The organism is Novipirellula galeiformis, assembly GCF_007860095.1.
GTDB lineage: Bacteria > Planctomycetota > Planctomycetia > Pirellulales > Pirellulaceae > Novipirellula > Novipirellula galeiformis.
On record NZ_SJPT01000003.1, the window covers coordinates 712,502 to 731,357 of the forward strand.

General features: G+C 57.3%; 13 protein-coding genes. 8 read left to right on the top strand and 5 right to left on the bottom strand.

All coding sequences use genetic code 11. The annotated features are described in order from the left end of the window. Window positions 1-120 precede the first annotated feature (120 nt). The 5 genes from Pla52o_RS10520 to Pla52o_RS10540 all read right to left on the bottom strand — a co-directional run bounded on the left by Pla52o_RS10520 (window position 121) and on the right by Pla52o_RS10540 (window position 8,784). A complete protein-coding gene (locus Pla52o_RS10520; RefSeq protein ID WP_146594537.1) occupies window positions 121-1,239 on the bottom strand; it encodes a CPBP family intramembrane glutamic endopeptidase in 1,119 nt (372 codons plus the stop codon). Window positions 1,240-1,492: 253 nt separating this feature from the next. Then, window positions 1,493-2,797 (bottom strand): DUF1501 domain-containing protein, encoded by a 1,305-nt coding sequence (locus Pla52o_RS10525; RefSeq protein WP_146594538.1) that lies wholly within the window; start codon window positions 2,795-2,797, stop codon window positions 1,493-1,495. Between the two features lie 97 nt (window positions 2,798-2,894). Next, window positions 2,895-6,650: a DUF1553 domain-containing protein gene (locus Pla52o_RS10530; RefSeq protein WP_231612241.1), complete on the bottom strand. Its 3,756-nt coding sequence runs from the start codon at window positions 6,648-6,650 to the stop codon at window positions 2,895-2,897. 23 nt (window positions 6,651-6,673) lie between these two features. Next, window positions 6,674-8,245, bottom strand: coding sequence for a FecR domain-containing protein (locus Pla52o_RS10535; protein ID WP_197169156.1), 1,572 nt, complete (start codon window positions 8,243-8,245; stop codon window positions 6,674-6,676). Then, window positions 8,242-8,784, bottom strand: coding sequence for a sigma-70 family RNA polymerase sigma factor (locus tag Pla52o_RS10540; protein WP_146594540.1), 543 nt, complete (start codon window positions 8,782-8,784; stop codon window positions 8,242-8,244). Before Pla52o_RS10540 ends, Pla52o_RS10535 begins: the two co-directional genes overlap by 4 nt. Window positions 8,785-9,166: 382 nt before the next feature. Here Pla52o_RS10540 and Pla52o_RS10545 point away from each other — a divergent pair, with 382 nt between their 5' ends. The 8 genes from Pla52o_RS10545 (at window position 9,167) to Pla52o_RS10580 (ending at window position 18,598) form a co-directional block, all read left to right on the top strand. Then, window positions 9,167-10,105 (top strand): RDD family protein, encoded by a 939-nt coding sequence (locus Pla52o_RS10545; RefSeq protein ID WP_146594541.1) that lies wholly within the window; start codon window positions 9,167-9,169, stop codon window positions 10,103-10,105. Then, entirely contained in the window at window positions 10,102-11,187 is a 1,086-nt protein-coding gene (locus tag Pla52o_RS10550) for a stage II sporulation protein M (protein WP_146594542.1), read from the top strand. The genes Pla52o_RS10545 and Pla52o_RS10550 overlap by 4 nt, the downstream gene beginning before the upstream one ends. Then, a complete protein-coding gene (locus Pla52o_RS10555; RefSeq protein ID WP_146594543.1) occupies window positions 11,177-12,217 on the top strand; it encodes a hypothetical protein in 1,041 nt (346 codons plus the stop codon). The genes Pla52o_RS10550 and Pla52o_RS10555 overlap by 11 nt, the downstream gene beginning before the upstream one ends. Beyond that, window positions 12,217-13,113 (top strand): DUF4129 domain-containing protein, encoded by an 897-nt coding sequence (locus Pla52o_RS10560; protein ID WP_146594544.1) that lies wholly within the window; start codon window positions 12,217-12,219, stop codon window positions 13,111-13,113. Before Pla52o_RS10555 ends, Pla52o_RS10560 begins: the two co-directional genes overlap by 1 nt. A gap of 89 nt (window positions 13,114-13,202) precedes the next feature. Further along, window positions 13,203-14,639 (top strand): hypothetical protein, encoded by a 1,437-nt coding sequence (locus Pla52o_RS10565; protein WP_146594545.1) that lies wholly within the window; start codon window positions 13,203-13,205, stop codon window positions 14,637-14,639. Between the two features lie 62 nt (window positions 14,640-14,701). Then, a complete protein-coding gene (locus Pla52o_RS10570) occupies window positions 14,702-15,805 on the top strand; it encodes an AAA family ATPase (protein WP_231612242.1) in 1,104 nt (367 codons plus the stop codon). Window positions 15,806-15,956: 151 nt separating this feature from the next. Continuing rightward, complete coding sequence (locus tag Pla52o_RS10575; RefSeq protein WP_146594546.1) at window positions 15,957-17,783, top strand: hypothetical protein; 1,827 nt, start codon at window positions 15,957-15,959, stop codon at window positions 17,781-17,783. Window positions 17,784-17,785: 2 nt separating this feature from the next. After that, on the top strand, window positions 17,786-18,598 hold the full coding sequence (locus Pla52o_RS10580; RefSeq protein WP_390620853.1) for a MotA/TolQ/ExbB proton channel family protein: 813 nt from the start codon (window positions 17,786-17,788) through the stop codon (window positions 18,596-18,598). The last annotated feature ends 258 nt before the right edge of the window (window positions 18,599-18,856 follow it).

Consider the following 18,856-nt stretch of genomic DNA (forward strand, 5'->3'; position numbering starts at 1 on the left):
ACCCGGCGACGGAGAGACCGCGGAACTCGGCACGGTTATTCCCTTGCCATTCCCTTGCCATCCCCTTGCCATCCCCTTGCCATCCCCTTGCCGCAGGCGTTTCGCTGTGGATGAGCGTTGTCAGACGGCTTCGGATTCCGGGGCTCCGTAGTACACCGACGCGACGATCACGGTGGCCAGCCCCACTATACCAAATCCAAGGATTGAAACCGAGATTGCCAAGCTGGGCATGCCCAACACGTCGGTCTTGTCGGCCGGAGCCAAACAAACCGCCACGACGCTGATCACATTGTTGACGAAATGGGCCAACATGGCGGGATACAAGGATCCGCTTCGCCACGACAGCAACCCCAGGTAAACCCCGAGCGGAAAGACCGCGACCACGTGGACCAAATCCATGTGGAAGGCCGCGAACAGGAACGAGGAGACCAGGATGCCGGCGAACGGACCGAAGGATTTCGTCAATCGAGTTTGCACGTAACCGCGAAACACTAATTCTTCGCACAACGCCGGCGTTGCCCCAATCAACAACGCGATCGGAATCAGAAATCCGTTGTGACCGTGAAAGCGGAACGCCTCGCTCATCACCTTTAAACTATCGCTCTCCTCCATGAAGCCACCAACGAGCAGGGAGGAGATCAGTCCGACCAGGGGTGTGGCCATCGCGGCGGCGACCCACACGGAAACCGGCCAACGGCCCCGCGTCAGCGCCAAGCGTTTACGAGTTTCTACGGGCGACAGGAAGGCAGCTAGCAGCGACGGTACCGTCATCGCCAATTGAGGGATCAAGACGATCATTACGATCCCGATTCGCGACTTCATCACCGCGCCGAGCGCATTGGGGTCGCTGACCAATTCTTGCGTGAAGCCGCCATGGACTATCAAGAAGGCAACGACCGAAGTGAGCATGCTGGTGACGAGAAAGACGGCAAGCGAAGCGGCCACGACGGCAATCGTGGTCCACCAACGAGGGCTTCGCGACGGCATGCTCGGCCACGCCGGCGGAGCGGCGTCAAATCCACCCGCCATCGGAGTCAGGGGAGCAGCAGCCGTGTATGGATTTTGCCCATCAGAGCGTGACGCATCGGTATCGGCGGAGTCATTATAGGAAACAACCGCCCCCTCTTTCGAGGCGGTTGCAGATTCGAAATCGTGTCCCTCGCCGGCGTTGGGGGGTGGATTGGGTGCTGGCGTGGGGGACTCGGGGTGGTCGTCATACGGTGGACGAGAATCCATCATTCGGTCTTCCTGGGGGGCGATGCCATTTGCGGGGATGCTTCCGTCAATTAGCGTGCCCGTAGTGTACGCGACAACCCGCCGGCATGGTATCGAAGGGAGTGATGGGCGTTTTGCTGCCGACCCGCGTCTACGCAACGCCCCAAGCTCCCGCTACGATCTGGGCCCACGCAGCGATCCGGGCTTGTCAAAGGGCGTCAAAATGCTCGGGAGATCAGTAGAAATTGCGGGGCAGAACCTTCGCTTCAAGCCATGGCTACGCAAACAACTTGGCGATCGGATTGCCGTTGTCGGTGACCGGAACCGGACGGTCACCATCGTAGAGATACTTGCCATAATCAATGCCGACCGCAGCACAGATCGTGGCAAAGAAGTCGGGAACACTGACCGGATCCGAGACAATATGTTTAGCCAGTTCGTCGGTCTCGCCATAAGCCCCACAATGCTTCAGTCCTCCTCCGGCCAGCACACACGAAAACGCTCGGCCTTGATGCCCACGTCCCCCCGCACTGTCGAATTCAGGCGGGCGTCCGAACTCCGTCGTGATCACGATCAACGTCTTGTCGAGTAAACGCTTCTCTTCCAAGTCAACGATCAATGCAGAAACCGCAGTATCAAGTTCACGGATCAATTCGTGTTGATTGATGATCCCTTCATAGTGAACATCCCAACCGGCACCGTTGAGGAAATTCAAATTGTGCGAGACTTCAATGAACCGGACGCCACGTTCGACTAAACGCCGGCTCAACAAACAACGTTGGCCAAATTCGCCGCCGTAACGATTCCGCAACGCGTCGGGTTCCTGTGACAACTGAAACGCACGATTAAAGTCGGGGCCGCTTAACTTCAAACTCTGTTGGATGACGTTCTCGTAGTCACGCAGGCGCGAATCCGCGAGCGTATTAACGTCGCCTCCGATGTTCGCAAGAAATTGTTCTCTTCGTGATTGTCGCTGCTCGGTAATATCCGCCGGACGTGACAACCCGGCCGGTCCCTGGCTGGTATCGGTCAAATACAGATAACCGCTGTTCGCCCCCAAGAAGCCTGGCCCGCGAGTCACATTGGGATAGCCAATCAACACGTACGGAGGCGCCCCATCGTCCGCGGCGCCCCGTTGGTTTGCGACAATCGAACCGAGTGACGGATACAATACCGTCCCGGTCACCGCTCGCCCGGTATGCATGCGATTGGTTGCCGCGGCATGCTCGTCGATGACTTCATGGTTTACCGTGCGCACCGCGGTCACGCGGTCCATTAGCGGCGCCAGTTGCTTCAAGTGCTCACACACCTGTACCTCCGGCACGGCGGTGTCGATGGCCGAGTAGTACGAGCCCGCTTTCTTGGCGACGGGATCCCCACGGCGTTTGGGATCAAACGTATCGATCTGCCCCATCCCGCCACCGAGCCAAATGGAAATCACATGTTCCGCGTTGCCCTGAATCAGCGGCTGGGACGACGAAGCGGCGGCAGCCCGAGGCAGCAACAATCCACCGGCCGTAGCGGTCATCGCAGCGAGACTCTTTCGACGATTCAAACGTAACAGCGAGTTATCTTTATTCATCTTACTCATCCCACTCGGATTAATGATTTCACACTTGACTCGGGCGACTCCGCTTGCTTCTGGCGAGTTCGCATGGACCGGGCGACCTCGAAACGGCTTACGGCACCCAGGCAAATTCACGGTGGTTGATCAGACTCCAAATGAAGTCCTCGTACACCGTTCGCCAACGGGGATCCAGACGCGGGTCCACCGGCGGTCCAAGGCTCACGCGCCGCTCCAACGTCTTTTGAATCGTATCGGTTTCGCTCTGCAGGTGGTTGAACCACGTGACCAACGGAAGCGGTGGCAGCGGCTCGGGATATTGGACCTGCGATTCGGGAAGCAAACGTTTTTCAAATCCATCGCCCAGGGCTGTGGTAAACACTTGCCGTTCACGTTCGCTGGGCGGTCGACACAGGATTCGCAGGAACCACTGATCCACCAGCGATTCAGGCGACGTCGCTTCGATTGCAACGTTGCTTAATTCACTGCCCAACGAGGCTCGCGTCAGCGTCATCGACAAACTTCCGTTGGCCAACACCCCCGGTTGCAAGACATTGGGCTCTGTATCACGAACGCAGATCGGTTTTTGACGAGACCCGTTCCATCCAAACGCTTGCAACACATCAGCTACCACTCGAGCACGTGGCAACGATAAACTCGGACGATCACGCTCGTTATTTAAACTGGCGAACATCCACGCACGCGTCGGTACTCCCAACGATTGGCGTTGTCCAATCGGTCGTTGTCCGTCATGCACGAATGTCAATTCTTCGACATCCATTTCGTTCCCGGTCGCGACATGCAATGAATCGACAATCTGTTCGGCCGTCAAACGCCGTCGATCCGGCGAGCTGAAGAAACGCTGTTCCGCAGCGGCACCAAGATTCTGTCCCAACGCTTCGCGCTGGTAAGCGTCGGAGGTCATGATTCGCCGCATCACGACCCGCAAATCGTAGCCGTGAGTGATCCATTCCTGGACCATCCAATCGAGCAACTCCGGGTGACTCGGCGTTTGCCCTTCCCAATCATTGACGGGTTCGACCAAGCCGGCTCCCATCAATCGTTTCCAGACGTGGTTGACCATGACTTGGCCAAAGCGACGGTTCTGAGGGGCAGTGATCAACATCGCCAAACGCTCGCGTGAGTCGTCGGCGTCGATCACCTGCGATTGCATTTGATCCTCCGCACCCAACTCGATCAGATCGGAAAGCGGCCACGCCGGCGGGATGGACTCATTCGGTTTAAGCGTGACTCGAATCAATGATTCGCGGCCCTTTTTCTCAAAAAAGGCATCGGGAACGCGACTGCTCGCGGGCACCTTCACGCTTTTGCGTTCCAGCATCGCCGCGAGGGAGTACAAATCACGCTGCAGCGTTGAGTGATACGGGGAATCGTGGCATCGTGCACACTGCAGATCCACCCCCAGAAAGGCGGCGGCCAGAATGTTTGCTTTCTCGGCAAACGGGGCATCACTTTCACCAGACATGCTGAAGCCAGCACTCCCACCGGTGTCAGCACTTCCTCGCATCATGATGAGCTCGGTGATCATGCGATCGACCGGCTTGTGGTCACGAAGTGAATCGTACAGGAACCAGCGAAACGGTCCCGTGCTGCCCATCGACTGATTCAACAACGTTGGGTTTTCCGCCAACCGATCTTGCCAGAAGCTGATCCAATGATCGGCAACACGCGGGTCGTCAAGCATTGCGTCGATCAATCGCTCGCGTTTGTCGGGCCGAGAATCGTCAAGGAACCGCTGAGCTTCCGCAAGCGTTGGAGGTACCCCCACGGTGTCAAGGTAAACGCGGCGAAGGAACGAGGCATCGCTGAGCATCGGAGCAGGCTCGATGCGGTGTTGATCAACCGGGGGCGCGGGCCACGCGGCGCCGTCGCGAATCCATTGCTCCAAAATGGAAATTTGATCCTCACTCAAACCGGTATCGGTGGGAGGCATCGCACCGCTGCGAAGTTGCGAAATCAACTCGCTTGCTTCCGGATCACCGGGCACGACCGCCGGTTGCTCTGACTCCCCCGCCTGCAATGCGGCGTCACGCGAGTTCAATTTCAATCCGCCCTTGTCCTTCTCGCCGTGGCAACGAAAGCAATGATCTCGCAGAATCGGTAGAACGTGTCCGTAAAATTGCTTGGATACTTTACCATCACTGTTCGCGGCCGCTTCCACCGCCGTGGCAATCTTGTCGTGAATCCATGCGTCCACGGGATGCCCTTGCCCGTCGCCGGCGACCGCGTCGGTACGGGGCGACGGAATCGTGGACGCGAGATGTTCGGCTACCCACTGTGATGCGATCGCGTGTCGTTTTTCCCAGTACGCATCTTGCGAAGCCGCCGCGAAACGCCGCGATTTGTCATCCAATGCACGCATTCGCTGTTCGGTTGTCGCCAAGGCATCCTCAACAGCTTGATCGGTCATTGGCACGACCGTCGCCCCCACGGGGGTGAGCAAATCATATGACTCGCGGCCTTCGGTTTGCACGGCAATGCAGGTTTCGCCCGGTTCGGTGCGTTGGCTCTTGCCACCGACCGCCAACTCAAGAACCACACGATGGACGTTCGATCCTGTGGACACCGCGTCAGAAATATCAGCGGCGTCAGGAATATCCAAGTCCGCGAAAACTTCCTGTTGATGGTAGCCGTGCGGACGCATCCCCGGCAGCGGCGGTGTTGCCACCGGCGTGACCGGCTGTTCTCCATTGGGTGAGCTGCGAGTAACGGGAGTCGTGCGGGCAATGAGCTTCCCGTCGACCCACAGCCGTCCCATCCCTCGAGCACGCATCAACAGACGATGTTTTCCTGGGGTGAGTTCCACATCCGCTGCCATTCGCAGCAGCACTGGTTCTTGCCATGCATCACGGATGCCCCAATCGTCATAACGAATCGGCAATCGTTCAATCAGAAACGAGTCGCTGAGCCAACGCAACGATTCACGAGGCCAAACTTCGTCATCATGAATCCAACGTTTCTCCGATGCCAAGCCTTCACCAACGGTAACCAGGACTCGCCCTGGCGGGATTTCACCCATTTCCGGCATCGTTTCGGCTTCCAATTGGGGCGGTCGTGCCTCGCCCACGCGTCGATAACGTGACGCCATGGTTTTGTCGCTCGCCAACCCGCGAGACACGATGACGTTATCGAGCAAGCCGACGTAACGACTGCCATGGTTGCCCGAGCCGATCCATATTTGGTCGTCGTCGACAATCGGGGGCTCGGTCGTCTTTCCACCCAAGGTCCACGCCCCGTCGCTGGGTTGCCCATCGATCCAACCCCGTATCGAATCGGGTTCGCCAAAGCGATAGGTCACCGCGATGTGGTGCCAATTCAAATTGGCTTTGAAGGAATCTTTCGATGTCCAGCGATGCCAATGATCGGCGGTCGAAGTGAGTTCGGTTGCGAACAGAAACCCAACATGCATCTGGTCGCCGACCTTTTCGACCCTTAACGCCCAATTCTGGTTGTCTTTTGCAACGCCGGGATTGCCGGTCCGGCCTTTGCCAATGATGTTAATGGGATGCCGATGAGCGGGAGTTTCGAATTTGACCCAGGCCTCCAGGGTGATCGCGTCTCCGTTGGTAAAATCAAAGGGGCTTGGGGCGACCGGGTCGTCGATTGACAAATGCCCCCCGGCATCGCCAAGCCGGATTGCAGTGTTATTGCTTTGCACGTCGGGGTACAGCGGAGGCCTTGGCCCTCGTTGATCATGCCGAACCGCGCCATGGGACTGATACAAACTCGACGCCTCGCTGCCAAAATCCAACTCCACAACGATCGCCGGTTCTTCCGCCCACGCTGGATCAGCAACACTCGCGAGGAGCAGCAACACGAAGAAGATCTTGGTGGTGTGTATCATGTTCATCGTTTGATTGGTTCCTCGGCGAATCATTCTGCAGGCAACCCTGCAATAAAAACGGGGTCCACACGTTGTTCGTCATCTCTGGCGTCCTGAAAGAACAATCCGTCAACCGCGTCACCTTGCGCGTACCCCAGATCACTCAGGTCAATTCCGACCACGATCGCCCAGAAAGGAATGGAAGGATTCAGTCGCTCGAAGGCTCCGCTAAGCAGTTCGTCGACCGAGCGAACCGGCGAGTTGAACTGCAACAGATCGAAATCGGGAATCGACAGCGCCTCGGCGGAGTTCAAAGTGATGTCGTATCGCATCACCGTCAACGATCGCAATCCAGGCGAAAACCTTAGCGGGCTGACGTGAAAGCCATCGCCATCGGCAGGATTCAAGGCTGATTGTAATTCAAAGAACACGACGTCGGGCCCCGCGGCATTGATAATCGGCTTGCGGAATCGAATCGCCATTCCGTGAGTCGTTTCGGCCCCATCGCTTTCCTCAAGAACAGGATCGCGAGTGAGCGATTGCGAGCTGCCACCTAAATTGAGGAAACCTGTGTGAAGTCGCGTGTCCGATTCCAAAACCGCTCGGCGACTCTCCCCAACCTCCGCAGGATCCTCCGACGAAACCGACATGTGTTGAGTATTCGCATCACCGCGAAAGTGGGTGACCTCAATCCCAATCAACTCCGACACATCGTAATGCCTTGGCGTACCACCACGTTGAACCGAAACGCGTTTCAATTCTCCATTGAGCTTGCCGTTGCGGCTTCCCATCTGGAATTCCATCACGCGATCGGGCAGTTGGCGACGATACTTGTTCGCTTGAAATTCAAGGGACGACGAATCGCCTCCCTCAAACAGACTCGCCTGATTTTCCCTGAGCAACACTTTGCTTGCGGGCAAGCGATCACGCGGTTGAACTTCGGCGGCGCCCTCGACCACTTGCACCTCGGTATCCCCCGCTTCGTTCACCGCGACGGAAAACCGGGTCCCCAAATCGGTGACTTCGGTTTTGGGGGTAACGACTTGAAAACCTTCGGCGCCCGGCGGTGCATAAACGCTGCAAGAACCCTGACGGACGATCAAGCGATCCAGGGCGGCAATTTCGATCACCGTCGGTGCATCGAGAATGACTTCGGCACCACTAGGGAACCTCAGTTCGATCACCCCCGCGACCAAGGCATAGGGATGATTGCTTCGCAACGCCTGTCCCACCGGTGGCATCACATCGCGAAAAAACTCGCCGCCCGCGGATTGAACCAACACCACGTCGGGAATGGGCAACGGATTCGCCCGTTCGATCCCTTCACGGCGAATCCACCACGTCAACGAAGCAATCGCTAAAACCGAAGCTGCTACGGCTGCCCGAAACCGCACTCGCTTAGCAGCACGAGGCTTGGCATTGGGAATCGGCATCGCATGCGACATCTCACGCAGATCGGTATCCAGATCGAGATGGTCAAAGTAAGTCTGTTGAGCATCCGCGTCGTCACGCAGACGTTCTTGCAACGCTTGGTGTTCGGGTTCCGTGATCGAATCATCAAGCAATCTCGCTAGAAGATCGCGTAGCATGGCTTCGTCATTGGCTTTTCCAGATTCGTTCATCCCGAGACCTCCTCGGCAGCGATTCGTTTTTCGATGCATTGCAACAGCGACCGCCGCACCCCCGATAAACGGTTGTAGAGTGTCTGTACGGCCTTGCCGGTCAATTCCGCAATCTCGGCAACCGAACGCAACTCTTCATAAGCGAGTCGGATCAGATCACGATCGGTCTGTTTCAGGTGTTCGACACAGATTCGCATTGCGGAGGATCGCCGATCACGTTGCCCTAACGTTGCCATCCGTCGCTCGGCCAATTGCTGGATCAGATCGTCCGAAAAGTGCAATCGATCGCGACCGGAAACACGCCGAAAGTTTCGCACCTCGTTAAACGCGATACCACAGGCCCAGGGCAGGAACAAACGTTGTTCATCGAAGTCGTCAAAGTTTCGCCACAACGTCATACTCGAGCGTTGAAAGACATCCTGTGCATCGGCGTATTGCGGCAACAACGACCGTATGTAGGCAAAGATGCGAGTTTGATCCCGCAGGAAATACTGCAGAAATTGCTCATAACGGTCGTTTTCAAATTCGTCGGTCGTCATCAAGTCTGAACTGCCACTTCTCACCTGTTCATGGGCAAACGACGCTGTTTGCGATGGGGCTTGCTACGGGGGATTGGTACGCAGACGCCAAACACTTACCGATAAAAATTCGAAAACGACCCAATGGGGGGAGAGAGCGTCGCGTGATCCAAACGCGTGATCCAATCGTCTGGCGATGGGTTGCAAACGCCTGGCGACCGGCGAAGGTGGTTTCGAGTTTACCACATGGCAAGTTGGGATTCCTGTGACAATGCGTTAGCGAGCGCAGGTGGCAGCTTCTAGAAACCGCCATGGTTGCACGACGAGGGTCTTGCAAGCGATAATCATGGCCAAGCCAAAACGCCTCCATCGCATCCTTCGCCACTGAGCCACAAGCCACCGCATGAGCGTCCCTGCTGCACTCGACACGACGATCGCGGTAGTCACGCCTGAAAACATCGCGTTCAATTACCAGCTAGCGGGCCCGTTCCGTCGCTTGCCCGCCTATTTGATCGACGTTGCCGTGCGATGGTTGGTGATTATCGGCATCGTGTTGTTGATGTTGGTCACCGGTGCCATTCTTGATTTACGTTTTTTTGGCCCGTTTATCGGTGCCGGTGCGTTGATTTTGAATTTTGTGGTCAGCTGGTTTTACGGTGCGACGATGGAAACGTACTTCAACGGCCGAACCGTGGGAAAATGGGCTACCGGAATTCGCGTCATCGATATCGAGGGGCGTCCAATTACGGGGAAACGCGCCTTGATTCGAAACTTATTACGGATTGCGGACTTTTTGCCGGTGGCTCCACTATCGAGCCTGGGTGCCGAAGAGGCTCCTCCGGCGTTCATCATTCCCACGGCGATGGTTTGTTTGTTGTCGATGATTTTCACTCGCCGGATGCAACGGCTGGGCGATTTGGCGGCCGGCACGATGGTGATCGTGGACGAACGCAGTTGGCGGTTGCCGATCGCCAAGGTCGACGACCCTCGCGTCCCCGCCTTGGCGTCATTCATTCCTGCGGACTATCGCGTTTCGCGTAGCATGGCCAAGACGTTAGCGATCTACGCCGAGCGACGGCATTACCTTACCCCCGCGCGGCGACGCGAAATCGCCAAGCATCTGACGATCCCGTTGATTGAGCAATTCGAATTTCGCAACGACATTGACCCCGATTTGTTGATGTACTCGCTGTACTACAAAACCTTCTTGGCCGACGCTTCCGCCGAGTTACCTGATTTGGGTCAGCTCGCTGATTTCAGCCCCTTGGCACGCGACGCGAACAAACCGACGCAGCGGTTCTCGGGTATTCCCGCTCAGACACCGGAACAGCCTCAACCATGAATGTTGCTTCGATTCTTGACAAACGCCGCGTCCAGTGGAGCGAACTCGAAACGCTTTGCGATGCGATGGAATCCCGCGGACGCACCGACCGAGCGGGCGGGGCGGAGCATCGTGGTGCGCAAGGGATCGCGAGATTTGCCTCGCTGTATCGCTCCGCGTGCGCGGACCTCGCCTTGGCCGACGCCTATCAATTGCCCCCCAACACGGTCACCTACCTGCACCAACTTGTCGCCCGTGCCCACAACCAACTCTATCGCGCCGCCCCCTCCGAACCGTCGACCTGGATCGACGTGTTGTTCTACGAAGCGCCTCGACAAATTTTTGCGGACTCGTGTGTGCGAGTCGCAACGCTATTGTTTTTCGGCCTGTTCACCCTGGCCATGTACATGGGCTACGACGAACAACGATTCCCCGGGTTTGCCACCGCCGTGATGGGCGAGAGCCAACTGGAAAGCCTCGAATCGATGTACGAAGACAAACTCGAAGGCTCGCTCGACCATTACGTCTCGATGGCCGGTTTCTACATCAACCACAACACCGGCATTGGCTTGACCTGCTTCGCCTCAGGAATCTTGATCATCCCGTGCCTGTTCAAACTCGCCTACAACGCTGTCGTGCTAGGCGTCGCGTTTGGTTACATGGCCAGGCCCGATGTGACCGGAGGCGAGAATTTCTTTCAATTCGTCACGGCCCATGGCCCGTTCGAATTGACCGCGATCGCACTGTCGGCCGCCGCCGGATTGCGGTTGGGAGTGGGATGGTTCCACACCGGCGGATTGAACCGCATCGATTCGCTTCGCGCCAGTGCGATTCGTGCCATTCCTGTGATGGCCGCCGCGGCCGCGATGTTTGTGCTCGCCGCGTTCACCGAGGGCTTCCTGTCACCGAGTCCATTACCGTTCATCTTCAAAGCCGCCTGGGCCGTCATGTCCTCGGGATTGATTACCTTCTACTTCGTGATTCTCGGGTTCCCCTGGCCGCAACGTGCCCACGACGATCACTCGGCACGCAACGAGTCAACGGTGGGCGAGCTCCAATCGAGCGGTTCGACATCAGCGGGGCGTGTGACACATGCAACTTGACCGTACCCATGTCGTGATTCGCCGCCGAACGTTGTCCGAGATTGGCGACTTGTCGCTCGTCATGCTGCGCCGATATCCCGCAGCGATTGCAATTGGATTCTTCGTCGGCGCGTGTCCCTGGGCGATCCTGAATGCGTTGCTACTCTACTGGATCCCCCTTTCCGAATCCGATTACGGAGCGGACGATCCCGATGCGGTGGCCGAAATTTGGAGATATGTCGTCTGGATGTCGCTGCTCGTGATTCTACAAACGCCGGCCGCAGGAGTGGCCACGACGATTTACCTTGGCCAAGCCGTGTTCGAGAGTCGCCCCACGTGGGCCAGTGTCTTCCATGATGCGAAGCAATACTTTTGGCGTTGGTTCTGGGTGCTCGGGGTCGTCCGCTGGGCTGTCCCCGCGATGGTGATCTGTGCGTTTCGCTTAGCACAACCGGCCACTTGGTTCTGGGATGCGATGGTGCCGATTTGCCTTCTAGTCGTAGCTGCCTTGGTTCGCAGCAACCGTCCCTTCATGCCGGAGATCCTGCTGCTTGAACAATGTCCCTTGCGCAGCCCATCGGCCTCGGTCATCACGCTCCGCCGGCGATCCCGATCGCTTCACCAACCGATGGCGAGTGACTTGAGCGGTCGCTTTTTGGCCTCGGCATTTATTCTGTTTTGGATTTTCATGAGTGTGCTTTGCTCGCTCTTGTTCATCCGCGTGATCGCCACCGGCACCCCCGACTGGGATCTATTTTTCTTGCTTGGAATCTTTCCCGCTTCGCTGTGGTTGGTCGCCAGCGTCAGTGTCGTGATGCGTTTGTTAAACTATCTCGATACGCGAATTCGACTCGAAGGGTGGGAGGTTGAACTCGCCATTCGCGCCGAAGCAATGCGGCAATTTGGTGAAGACGCGGGATTATCGGTGCGGCCAAGCAACAAACCCGAACCAACCAAGCCTCGCTCTTCCCACGCCACCACCTCTCCTGAACCCCAGCCCCCAGCCTCTGAACCCGATCCAACGGTCCACAGCGGTGGAGGGACGCGCTAATGCGAAACGACCAAACGAAGCGATACAACGACGCGATGGGAGTTGCCGCCTACGGAAACGCCACGTTGCGAATCGCCATCGTGATGGCACTTATCGGTACCATCGCCGCGAGCTCAAGCGGGCAAGACAACTCCGCTGCATCGGCCCCAACGAAATCCTTTGCCCAAGACGCCTTGCCTTCGACGAATTGGTACCGCCCCGACGAAGGCACGATCGTTCCAGTGACCGTCCAAACCAGTGTGGACGATTCTGTGAATCGCGATAGCCGTTGGTTGCCTAAGCCAGAGCAAGTCGCGAAGAAAGCAGCTCCTCCGGCTCCCAATGCCACGCCGGCCGGTGCCAACGGTGGCGGCTGGTTTGGAACCAATTTAACCCTCGGCAATCTGTTCGCTTGGTTTTTCCTGGTCGCCATTATCGCGGGATTGGTCGGCACGTTGATTTACGCCTTGTCGAAATCGGACATCGACTTGAGCTCCCATCCCCGATCCAACTTGATCGAACGCGCGGACAATCCTGACGAACAAACCATCGAGCGAATGAAGCACTTGCCTGCGGAATTGCGGCGCACCGACGTAAACCTGCGTAGCGAGGCGTTGCGTTTGATGAACCAAGGACAGTACGACCAAGCAGTGATCCTACTTTTCGCCCACCAATTGTTGCTACTGGACCGCGTTTCGATTCTGCGGCTCAATCGTGGCAAAACGAACGGGAAATACGTTCGCGAAACGCACAACGCCGATGCCCAAATCGGGGCACTGCTGAAACAGACGACCCATGCATTCGAGCGTTCTTATTTTGGACGTCAACAAATTACCGATGCGGAATTTCGCGATCTCTGGGAACTCAACGAGACACTCGAAGGCAAAGTTCAATTGCATCATGAGGTAGCGGCATGATGCATGGCAGCCACCAATCAACCTATTTGTCCGGTATCCCCCGCGGGTCTGGCATTTGCAATTATAAAGACGAAACGAAGCCAAGCGTTTTGGCATCGCGTTGCGCCGCGACTCGCCTTATCGCGATCATCGGCGCGCTGCTGTTGACCAGTGTTACGATCGGCTGCGGCGGTCTGGCGACCCATTACGGCGATTCCTCAGGCCGCAACGGCGAACAAAGCCTGAATGGCTTCGGAGCGTTTCGCCAGGCGTTCAAAAATGCCGGTTTCGAGCACCGCGATGTTTCGCGGCTTTCCAATCGCGTCTTGAAAAATGATGTACTCGTTTGGACACCCTCTAACTATCGTTCGTTTGATCCTCAAGTCACTCGTTGGTTGGAACAATGGCTCGCTCAGGGCGACCGCACGCTGGTGTTTGTAATCCCCGACAGCGGCAGCGAAGCGGATTATTGGCTTGATGCCAGCAAGTTGGCCCCTCCCGAACAACGCTTGGAGTATCGTCGTCGCGCGGCGCGAAGTATCAACCAACGCATGCAGTGGCGATTGAACCGTAGCACTCCCGTGTCCAATGGCTGGTTTGTCGGCACCCCTTTACCCCAGAGCCATACGATCGAGCAACTCGGTGGATCTTGGGCCGGCGCGATCGGTGAGGAGCTAGACGGTTCGCATTCCTACACCGTTGAATGGGCGATCGAGCCTGATGCAAACGGCACGTCCGCTCCCCCCACCACAGCCGCAGCGGCGAATCAAAATTCCACGGGTCCGGTGTCCCCCCAATCCAACAATCCACCAAACTCATCCATCACGAGCACGCCGGTATCCATGCAACCTCGATTGCAAGATCAAAGCGGCACGGTGATTGTCGCCGAAATGCAATCGAAACAATGGAGCGGATCGCAGATCATCGTCGTCGGCGGAGGATCGTTGTTGACGAATTACGCGTTCACCAAACCATTCCCGCGTTCGTTGGCGGACCAAATCGTCAGCGTCGCGGTAAAATCGACCACCTCTTCGACACCGCGTGCCGGTTTTATCAGTATCGATGCACAATCGTTGCCCGTCAGTGAATCCAAACCGGGCGTACCGAAGGCCTCGGGATGGGAATTGCTAACCACGTGGCCGATGAGTCTAGTGACCGTCCACGCTGCATTATTGGGCTTGGTGATTTGTTTGATGTTGTTGCCGTCCCTGGGACGCGCTCGCCACGTACGCTACCACGCAAAAGGTAACTTCGGGGACCACTTGGATGCGGTCGCCACGTTGATGAACCGGGCTGGTGGGGAAGGTTTTGCCCGGCATCGCATCAGCGAATACATGCGTCGTATTCACGGCGAAACGCAAGGCCCCTGGGTCCTAGCGGAACCGGAACACGCCACCGCTAGCGGCCCGCCCCCGCTCGAAACCCCGTCGGCGGTATCGCACTCGCCCGGTCTACCAGCGAAGCCCACCGCCGGTCATACTCACACCGCCATTGACACACATTCTTCTCTTGACCCAACCGACTCTGACACCACGGCGAACTCTTGAGCAATCTTCCTCCTTCGAACGACCCCCACGCTCCCACTCGGGGCGAGACTCCGCCGAACCCTATGCCACCTCGACCGAGCGTGCCACCTCAACCGAGCACATCGACGGCGGGGACGCCGCAAAGTCTTGACGACGCGGGTTTGGACACACCGCCCCCCGCACCGCAGCCCTCTGAACCGCTAGCAGCAGCCACGTCGACCACGTCGACAAAGATGAAGCCCATCGAACAATTATTCCGCGACATTTCCGCTGAAGTCAGCAAGTTGTATGTTGGTCAAGACGAGCTGGTGCTGGGCACCTTGACGGCGTTGTTTGCCGGCGGCCACGTGTTGATCGAGTCGGTTCCGGGGCTCGGCAAAACCCTCTTCGTGCGAACGCTCGGTCAAGTACTGGGATGCGAGTTCGGCCGGATCCAATTCACCGCCGACTTGATGCCTTCGGACATCACCGGAGCTCCGGTCTACGACATGCAACGTAGCGAGTTCCGCTTTCGCCCGGGACCGGTATTTACACAGCTGTTGTTAGCCGATGAAATCAATCGTTCGCCCGCAAAGACCCACGCGGCGTTGTTGGAAATCATGCAAGAGTACCGCGTCACGGTCGATGGAACGAGCCATCGGGTGCCGCGTCCGTTCTTGGTGTTGGCGACCCAAAACCCGCTTGAGAGCGAAGGCACTTACAATTTGCCGGAAGCCCAACTCGACCGTTTCATGTTCAAATTGCGAGTCGATTATCCCTCGGCCAAAGAAGAGGCCGATATCCTCCGCATGCACAGCCAACAAGTCGATTTGAATCAGCGGTTGCGTGACGAAGTGAAAACGGTCACCAATCCCGAGCGTTTGATCGAAGCGATGAAGTTGTGTGGCCAAGTCTTGATCGAGGACAGCTTGGTCGACTACATCAACAAAATTGTCCGTGCCACGCGAACATGGCCGGCATTTCATCTCGGCGCTTCGCCTCGAGCCGGCATTGCATTGATGCAATCCGCTCGCGCGTTAGCGGCGTTTTCGGGACGCGACTATGCGATCCCCGATGACGTGGTCGAAATCACCTTGCCGGCAATGCGACACCGCGTTCAACTGACGGCCGAAGCCGAGATCGAAGGCCGCACGACGGACGAAGAATTACAAGCACTTGTGCGAGGCATCGAGGTGCCTCGTGATTAGTTTTGCTGCGATTGGCCACTCCCCGGTCACCTTCCCATCGTCGGACGTGTCGCCGATTCGGTGTTGGCCGATGAAATTGAAGATTGAAGATTGAAAGTGAAGATTGAAAGTGCCTGAAGTGTCCGTCCCATCCTCCGTCCACGAAGATTCCATGGCGACAAGCCCATCGCTCAGTCTTCCGGGCGATTTATTCCTCCGACGAGTACGGCATTCCGCGACCAGCGTGTTGGCCGACAGCCCCACGGGCCGCGAAGTGTTGGAATTATGCGACCAACATGCCGAAGCGCGGCGAATGATCTTGCAGGACCGCAGTAGCGGGACATCGGTGATCGCGGTGATCGGTGCGACGGGACAGGGAAAGTCGTGGTTGATCCGTCAACTGATTCGCAACTCCAAGGCGGCAAACTCCGTTCGCAGCGGCAACAATGCGGACGAAGCGACCGAAAACCTGGTCTGGATTGGCCCGACGCCCCCGGCCGATCTCGACCCACGCTTTGAACAATTTTTGCACTGTGACCCCGCGCACATGCAATCGATTGGAATCCCCTACTTGTTAGTCGACGCCCCTGGATCGACCGACGATCGGCGTGCGATCGCGGGCGTCGCATCACGAGCGTTATCGCTTGCCACGGCGATGTTATTGGTGGTTCGACGTGATCAACTTCGCAGCGTCGCGGTGGGAATGTTGGCCGAAGCGAGCGAAGGGAGCGTGTTGATCCCGGTCATCAATGCCGTCCGGGAACACGACGATCGCCTCGACGCGGACATGGATGCCTTTGCGACTCGGATGCGCGAACTTGCTCCTACCAGCCTGATTGCTCGTCCGATCGTGATCATGGACTTCGAAATCGAAGGACGAGAGGAATCCGAGATTGCCCAAGCGGCGGGCGAACAAGTTGCGGCGCGTTTGCAGGAAGAACTGGGGCAAATTTGGGAAGGCGATCGGCGACGTAGCACGCGACTCGCCGCGCTGGATGGTCGTTTTCGGATGGCATTACACGGGGTGTTGAGCGACCAATTACCGGGATTGACCGGTGCCGTTCGGCGTCTGAACCGCGAAGCCACCACGATTCCGACTCAAGTTGCCGAGTCGCTTGTCGGTAGTGACGGCCCGTTGCGTGCGGCCGTTCGCTCCCGACTTCGGATGGCGTTGTTAACGGAAACCGCGGCATTTTGGTTTCCGTATCGTTCACAACTTGGACTGTTAAACTTGACTCACGGCGCTTGGGACCGTGTGATGATCTCGTTGTCGGGATCATTGCCATCACTCGTCAGCGCGGTTTGGACAAGCACAAAAAACTTGACCGCACAACAAGGCGCTGAGCAAGACGTCCGCGACGGACTTCGGCGGCGCAGTGCCGCCGCCGTCGCCGATCGACTGGGCCCCTTAGCCAGCCGATTCCGCGACGAATTGGCCGTGTTACGAAAGCAGCGTCACGCGGCGACCAATTGGAATCACGACGAGGACAACGATTCACGCTCGCAGGTCGCCTACCTTGCCGGCATCGATACGCTGCAAGAGATGTCCCAGCGGATCTTTGACGAAGAGGTCGATCGCGTCGCGATCTCGCGCTCGGCGACGATCCTGTTCGCAACGCTGGCCACGTTTGTGTTTTGGTTGTTCATGGCAGGCCCGATTGTGGCGTTGTACCGCGATTATTTTGTCGCGAGTTTTTTAGCACTGACCACGCTGTCCGGTGACTTGGATCGCTTTCCACGCCCTGAACTCGCCATGATGCTGACGAGTTTGTTATTAGCGATTTTGCCAACCGCATTGATCTCGATGTTCGCATTGTCATTCGCCCAAAGTCGCGACCGCGTCGATCGGGCCGAGCAACAAATTCGCGAACGACATCATCAAGCCATCTCGAATTTACAAAACGATGGAGTGCTGCGTCTTCGCTGGGATGATCCCCTGCTGGCGGATGCCGAATTTTTACTTTCGGTCGGCGCTGCCGATCTCGAGGAGACGTCATGAACATGGATGGATGGAACCCGATCGCCAACTCATTTCTTTCCGCCACAACGGCCGGATTGCTCGCGCAAACGGAAACGCCTGAAGCCGCAGGTATGTTCGACATTATCCTGAGTGGAGGCATCATTGGACTGCTGATTCTGCTGGTGTTATTTGCCCTCAGCATTGCGGCGGCTTATTTGGTGTTCGACCAAACGATGACCCTTCGCAAATCCGATGTTCTGCCCGAGGGCGTCAGTGACACGGTTCGCCAAGCCCTCTTAAACGCACGCGTCAACGAGGCCGATACGGCATGTCGACGTGAACCGAGCGTGCTCAGTGTGGTGTTGTTGTCGGGATTATCCGAACTGGAATTCGGTTGGCGAGAAGTGGAAAAAGCGGTGGAAGATTCCTTGGCCGAACAATCCGCTCGCTTGATGCGGCGGATCGAATACCTGAGCGTGATCGGCAATATCGCTCCGATGGTAGGGCTATTGGGAACAGTGACGGGAATGATCTTCGCGTTTCAACAAGTCGCCACGACGCGCGGTGCCGCCGGCGCAGGCGATCTCGCCGAAGGGATCTATCAAGCCCTGGTGACCACGGTCGGTGGGTTGATCGTCGCGATTCCATCGCTCGCGGCTTACGCCATTTGCCGCAACCGGGTCGATTCCTTGATTGCCCAGGTCGCTTATCAAGCTCAGCACGCCCTGACGCCGATCAAACGGCGTCCTACCGCGCGGACGCGAACGCCGAATCCGAATCCCGCTGGACCGTCGGCCTCGCGTCCTCCGCACAACCCTCCGACGGGAAATCCTCCCGCGCCCCCCAAGTCGTAGGAAAACCTCTCCGCTCGGTGGATGCCGTGAACGCTCACCCGAACACACGATCAACGCGCTCATAAAATTCAACGATCGTGACTTTATCGAGGACGATGTTTTATCGTATTCTGTCAGCGGTCTTGCCTGGCGAAAATCATAACCCGACGCGTGAGCGAGGGACCGCACCAAGGATGATCATTCCCTCGCTCACGCTTCGGGTTATGAAATATCCGGACGAGCGCGTCCCTCTTCGAATTGACTCTTTGAACATCCGCA

What these genes read in the sequence shown, in the direction of transcription:
- Pla52o_RS10570 (WP_231612242.1), top strand. Translation starts at nt 14,702, where the DNA reads ATGCCACCTCGACCGAGCGTGCCACCTCAACCGAGCACATCGACGGCG.
- Pla52o_RS10575 (WP_146594546.1), top strand. Translation starts at nt 15,957, where the DNA reads ATGGCGACAAGCCCATCGCTCAGTCTTCCGGGCGATTTATTCCTCCGA.
- Pla52o_RS10550 (WP_146594542.1), top strand. Translation starts at nt 10,102, where the DNA reads ATGAATGTTGCTTCGATTCTTGACAAACGCCGCGTCCAGTGGAGCGAA.
- Pla52o_RS10540 (WP_146594540.1), bottom strand. Translation starts at nt 8,784, where the DNA reads ATGACGACCGACGAATTTGAAAACGACCGTTATGAGCAATTTCTGCAG.
- Pla52o_RS10545 (WP_146594541.1), top strand. Translation starts at nt 9,167, where the DNA reads ATGAGCGTCCCTGCTGCACTCGACACGACGATCGCGGTAGTCACGCCT.
- Pla52o_RS10535 (WP_197169156.1), bottom strand. Translation starts at nt 8,245, where the DNA reads ATGAACGAATCTGGAAAAGCCAATGACGAAGCCATGCTACGCGATCTT.
- Pla52o_RS10520 (WP_146594537.1), bottom strand. Translation starts at nt 1,239, where the DNA reads ATGATGGATTCTCGTCCACCGTATGACGACCACCCCGAGTCCCCCACG.
- Pla52o_RS10525 (WP_146594538.1), bottom strand. Translation starts at nt 2,797, where the DNA reads ATGAATAAAGATAACTCGCTGTTACGTTTGAATCGTCGAAAGAGTCTC.
- Pla52o_RS10560 (WP_146594544.1), top strand. Translation starts at nt 12,217, where the DNA reads ATGCGAAACGACCAAACGAAGCGATACAACGACGCGATGGGAGTTGCC.
- Pla52o_RS10555 (WP_146594543.1), top strand. Translation starts at nt 11,177, where the DNA reads ATGCAACTTGACCGTACCCATGTCGTGATTCGCCGCCGAACGTTGTCC.
- Pla52o_RS10530 (WP_231612241.1), bottom strand. Translation starts at nt 6,650, where the DNA reads ATGAACATGATACACACCACCAAGATCTTCTTCGTGTTGCTGCTCCTC.
- Pla52o_RS10580 (WP_390620853.1), top strand. Translation starts at nt 17,786, where the DNA reads ATGGATGGATGGAACCCGATCGCCAACTCATTTCTTTCCGCCACAACG.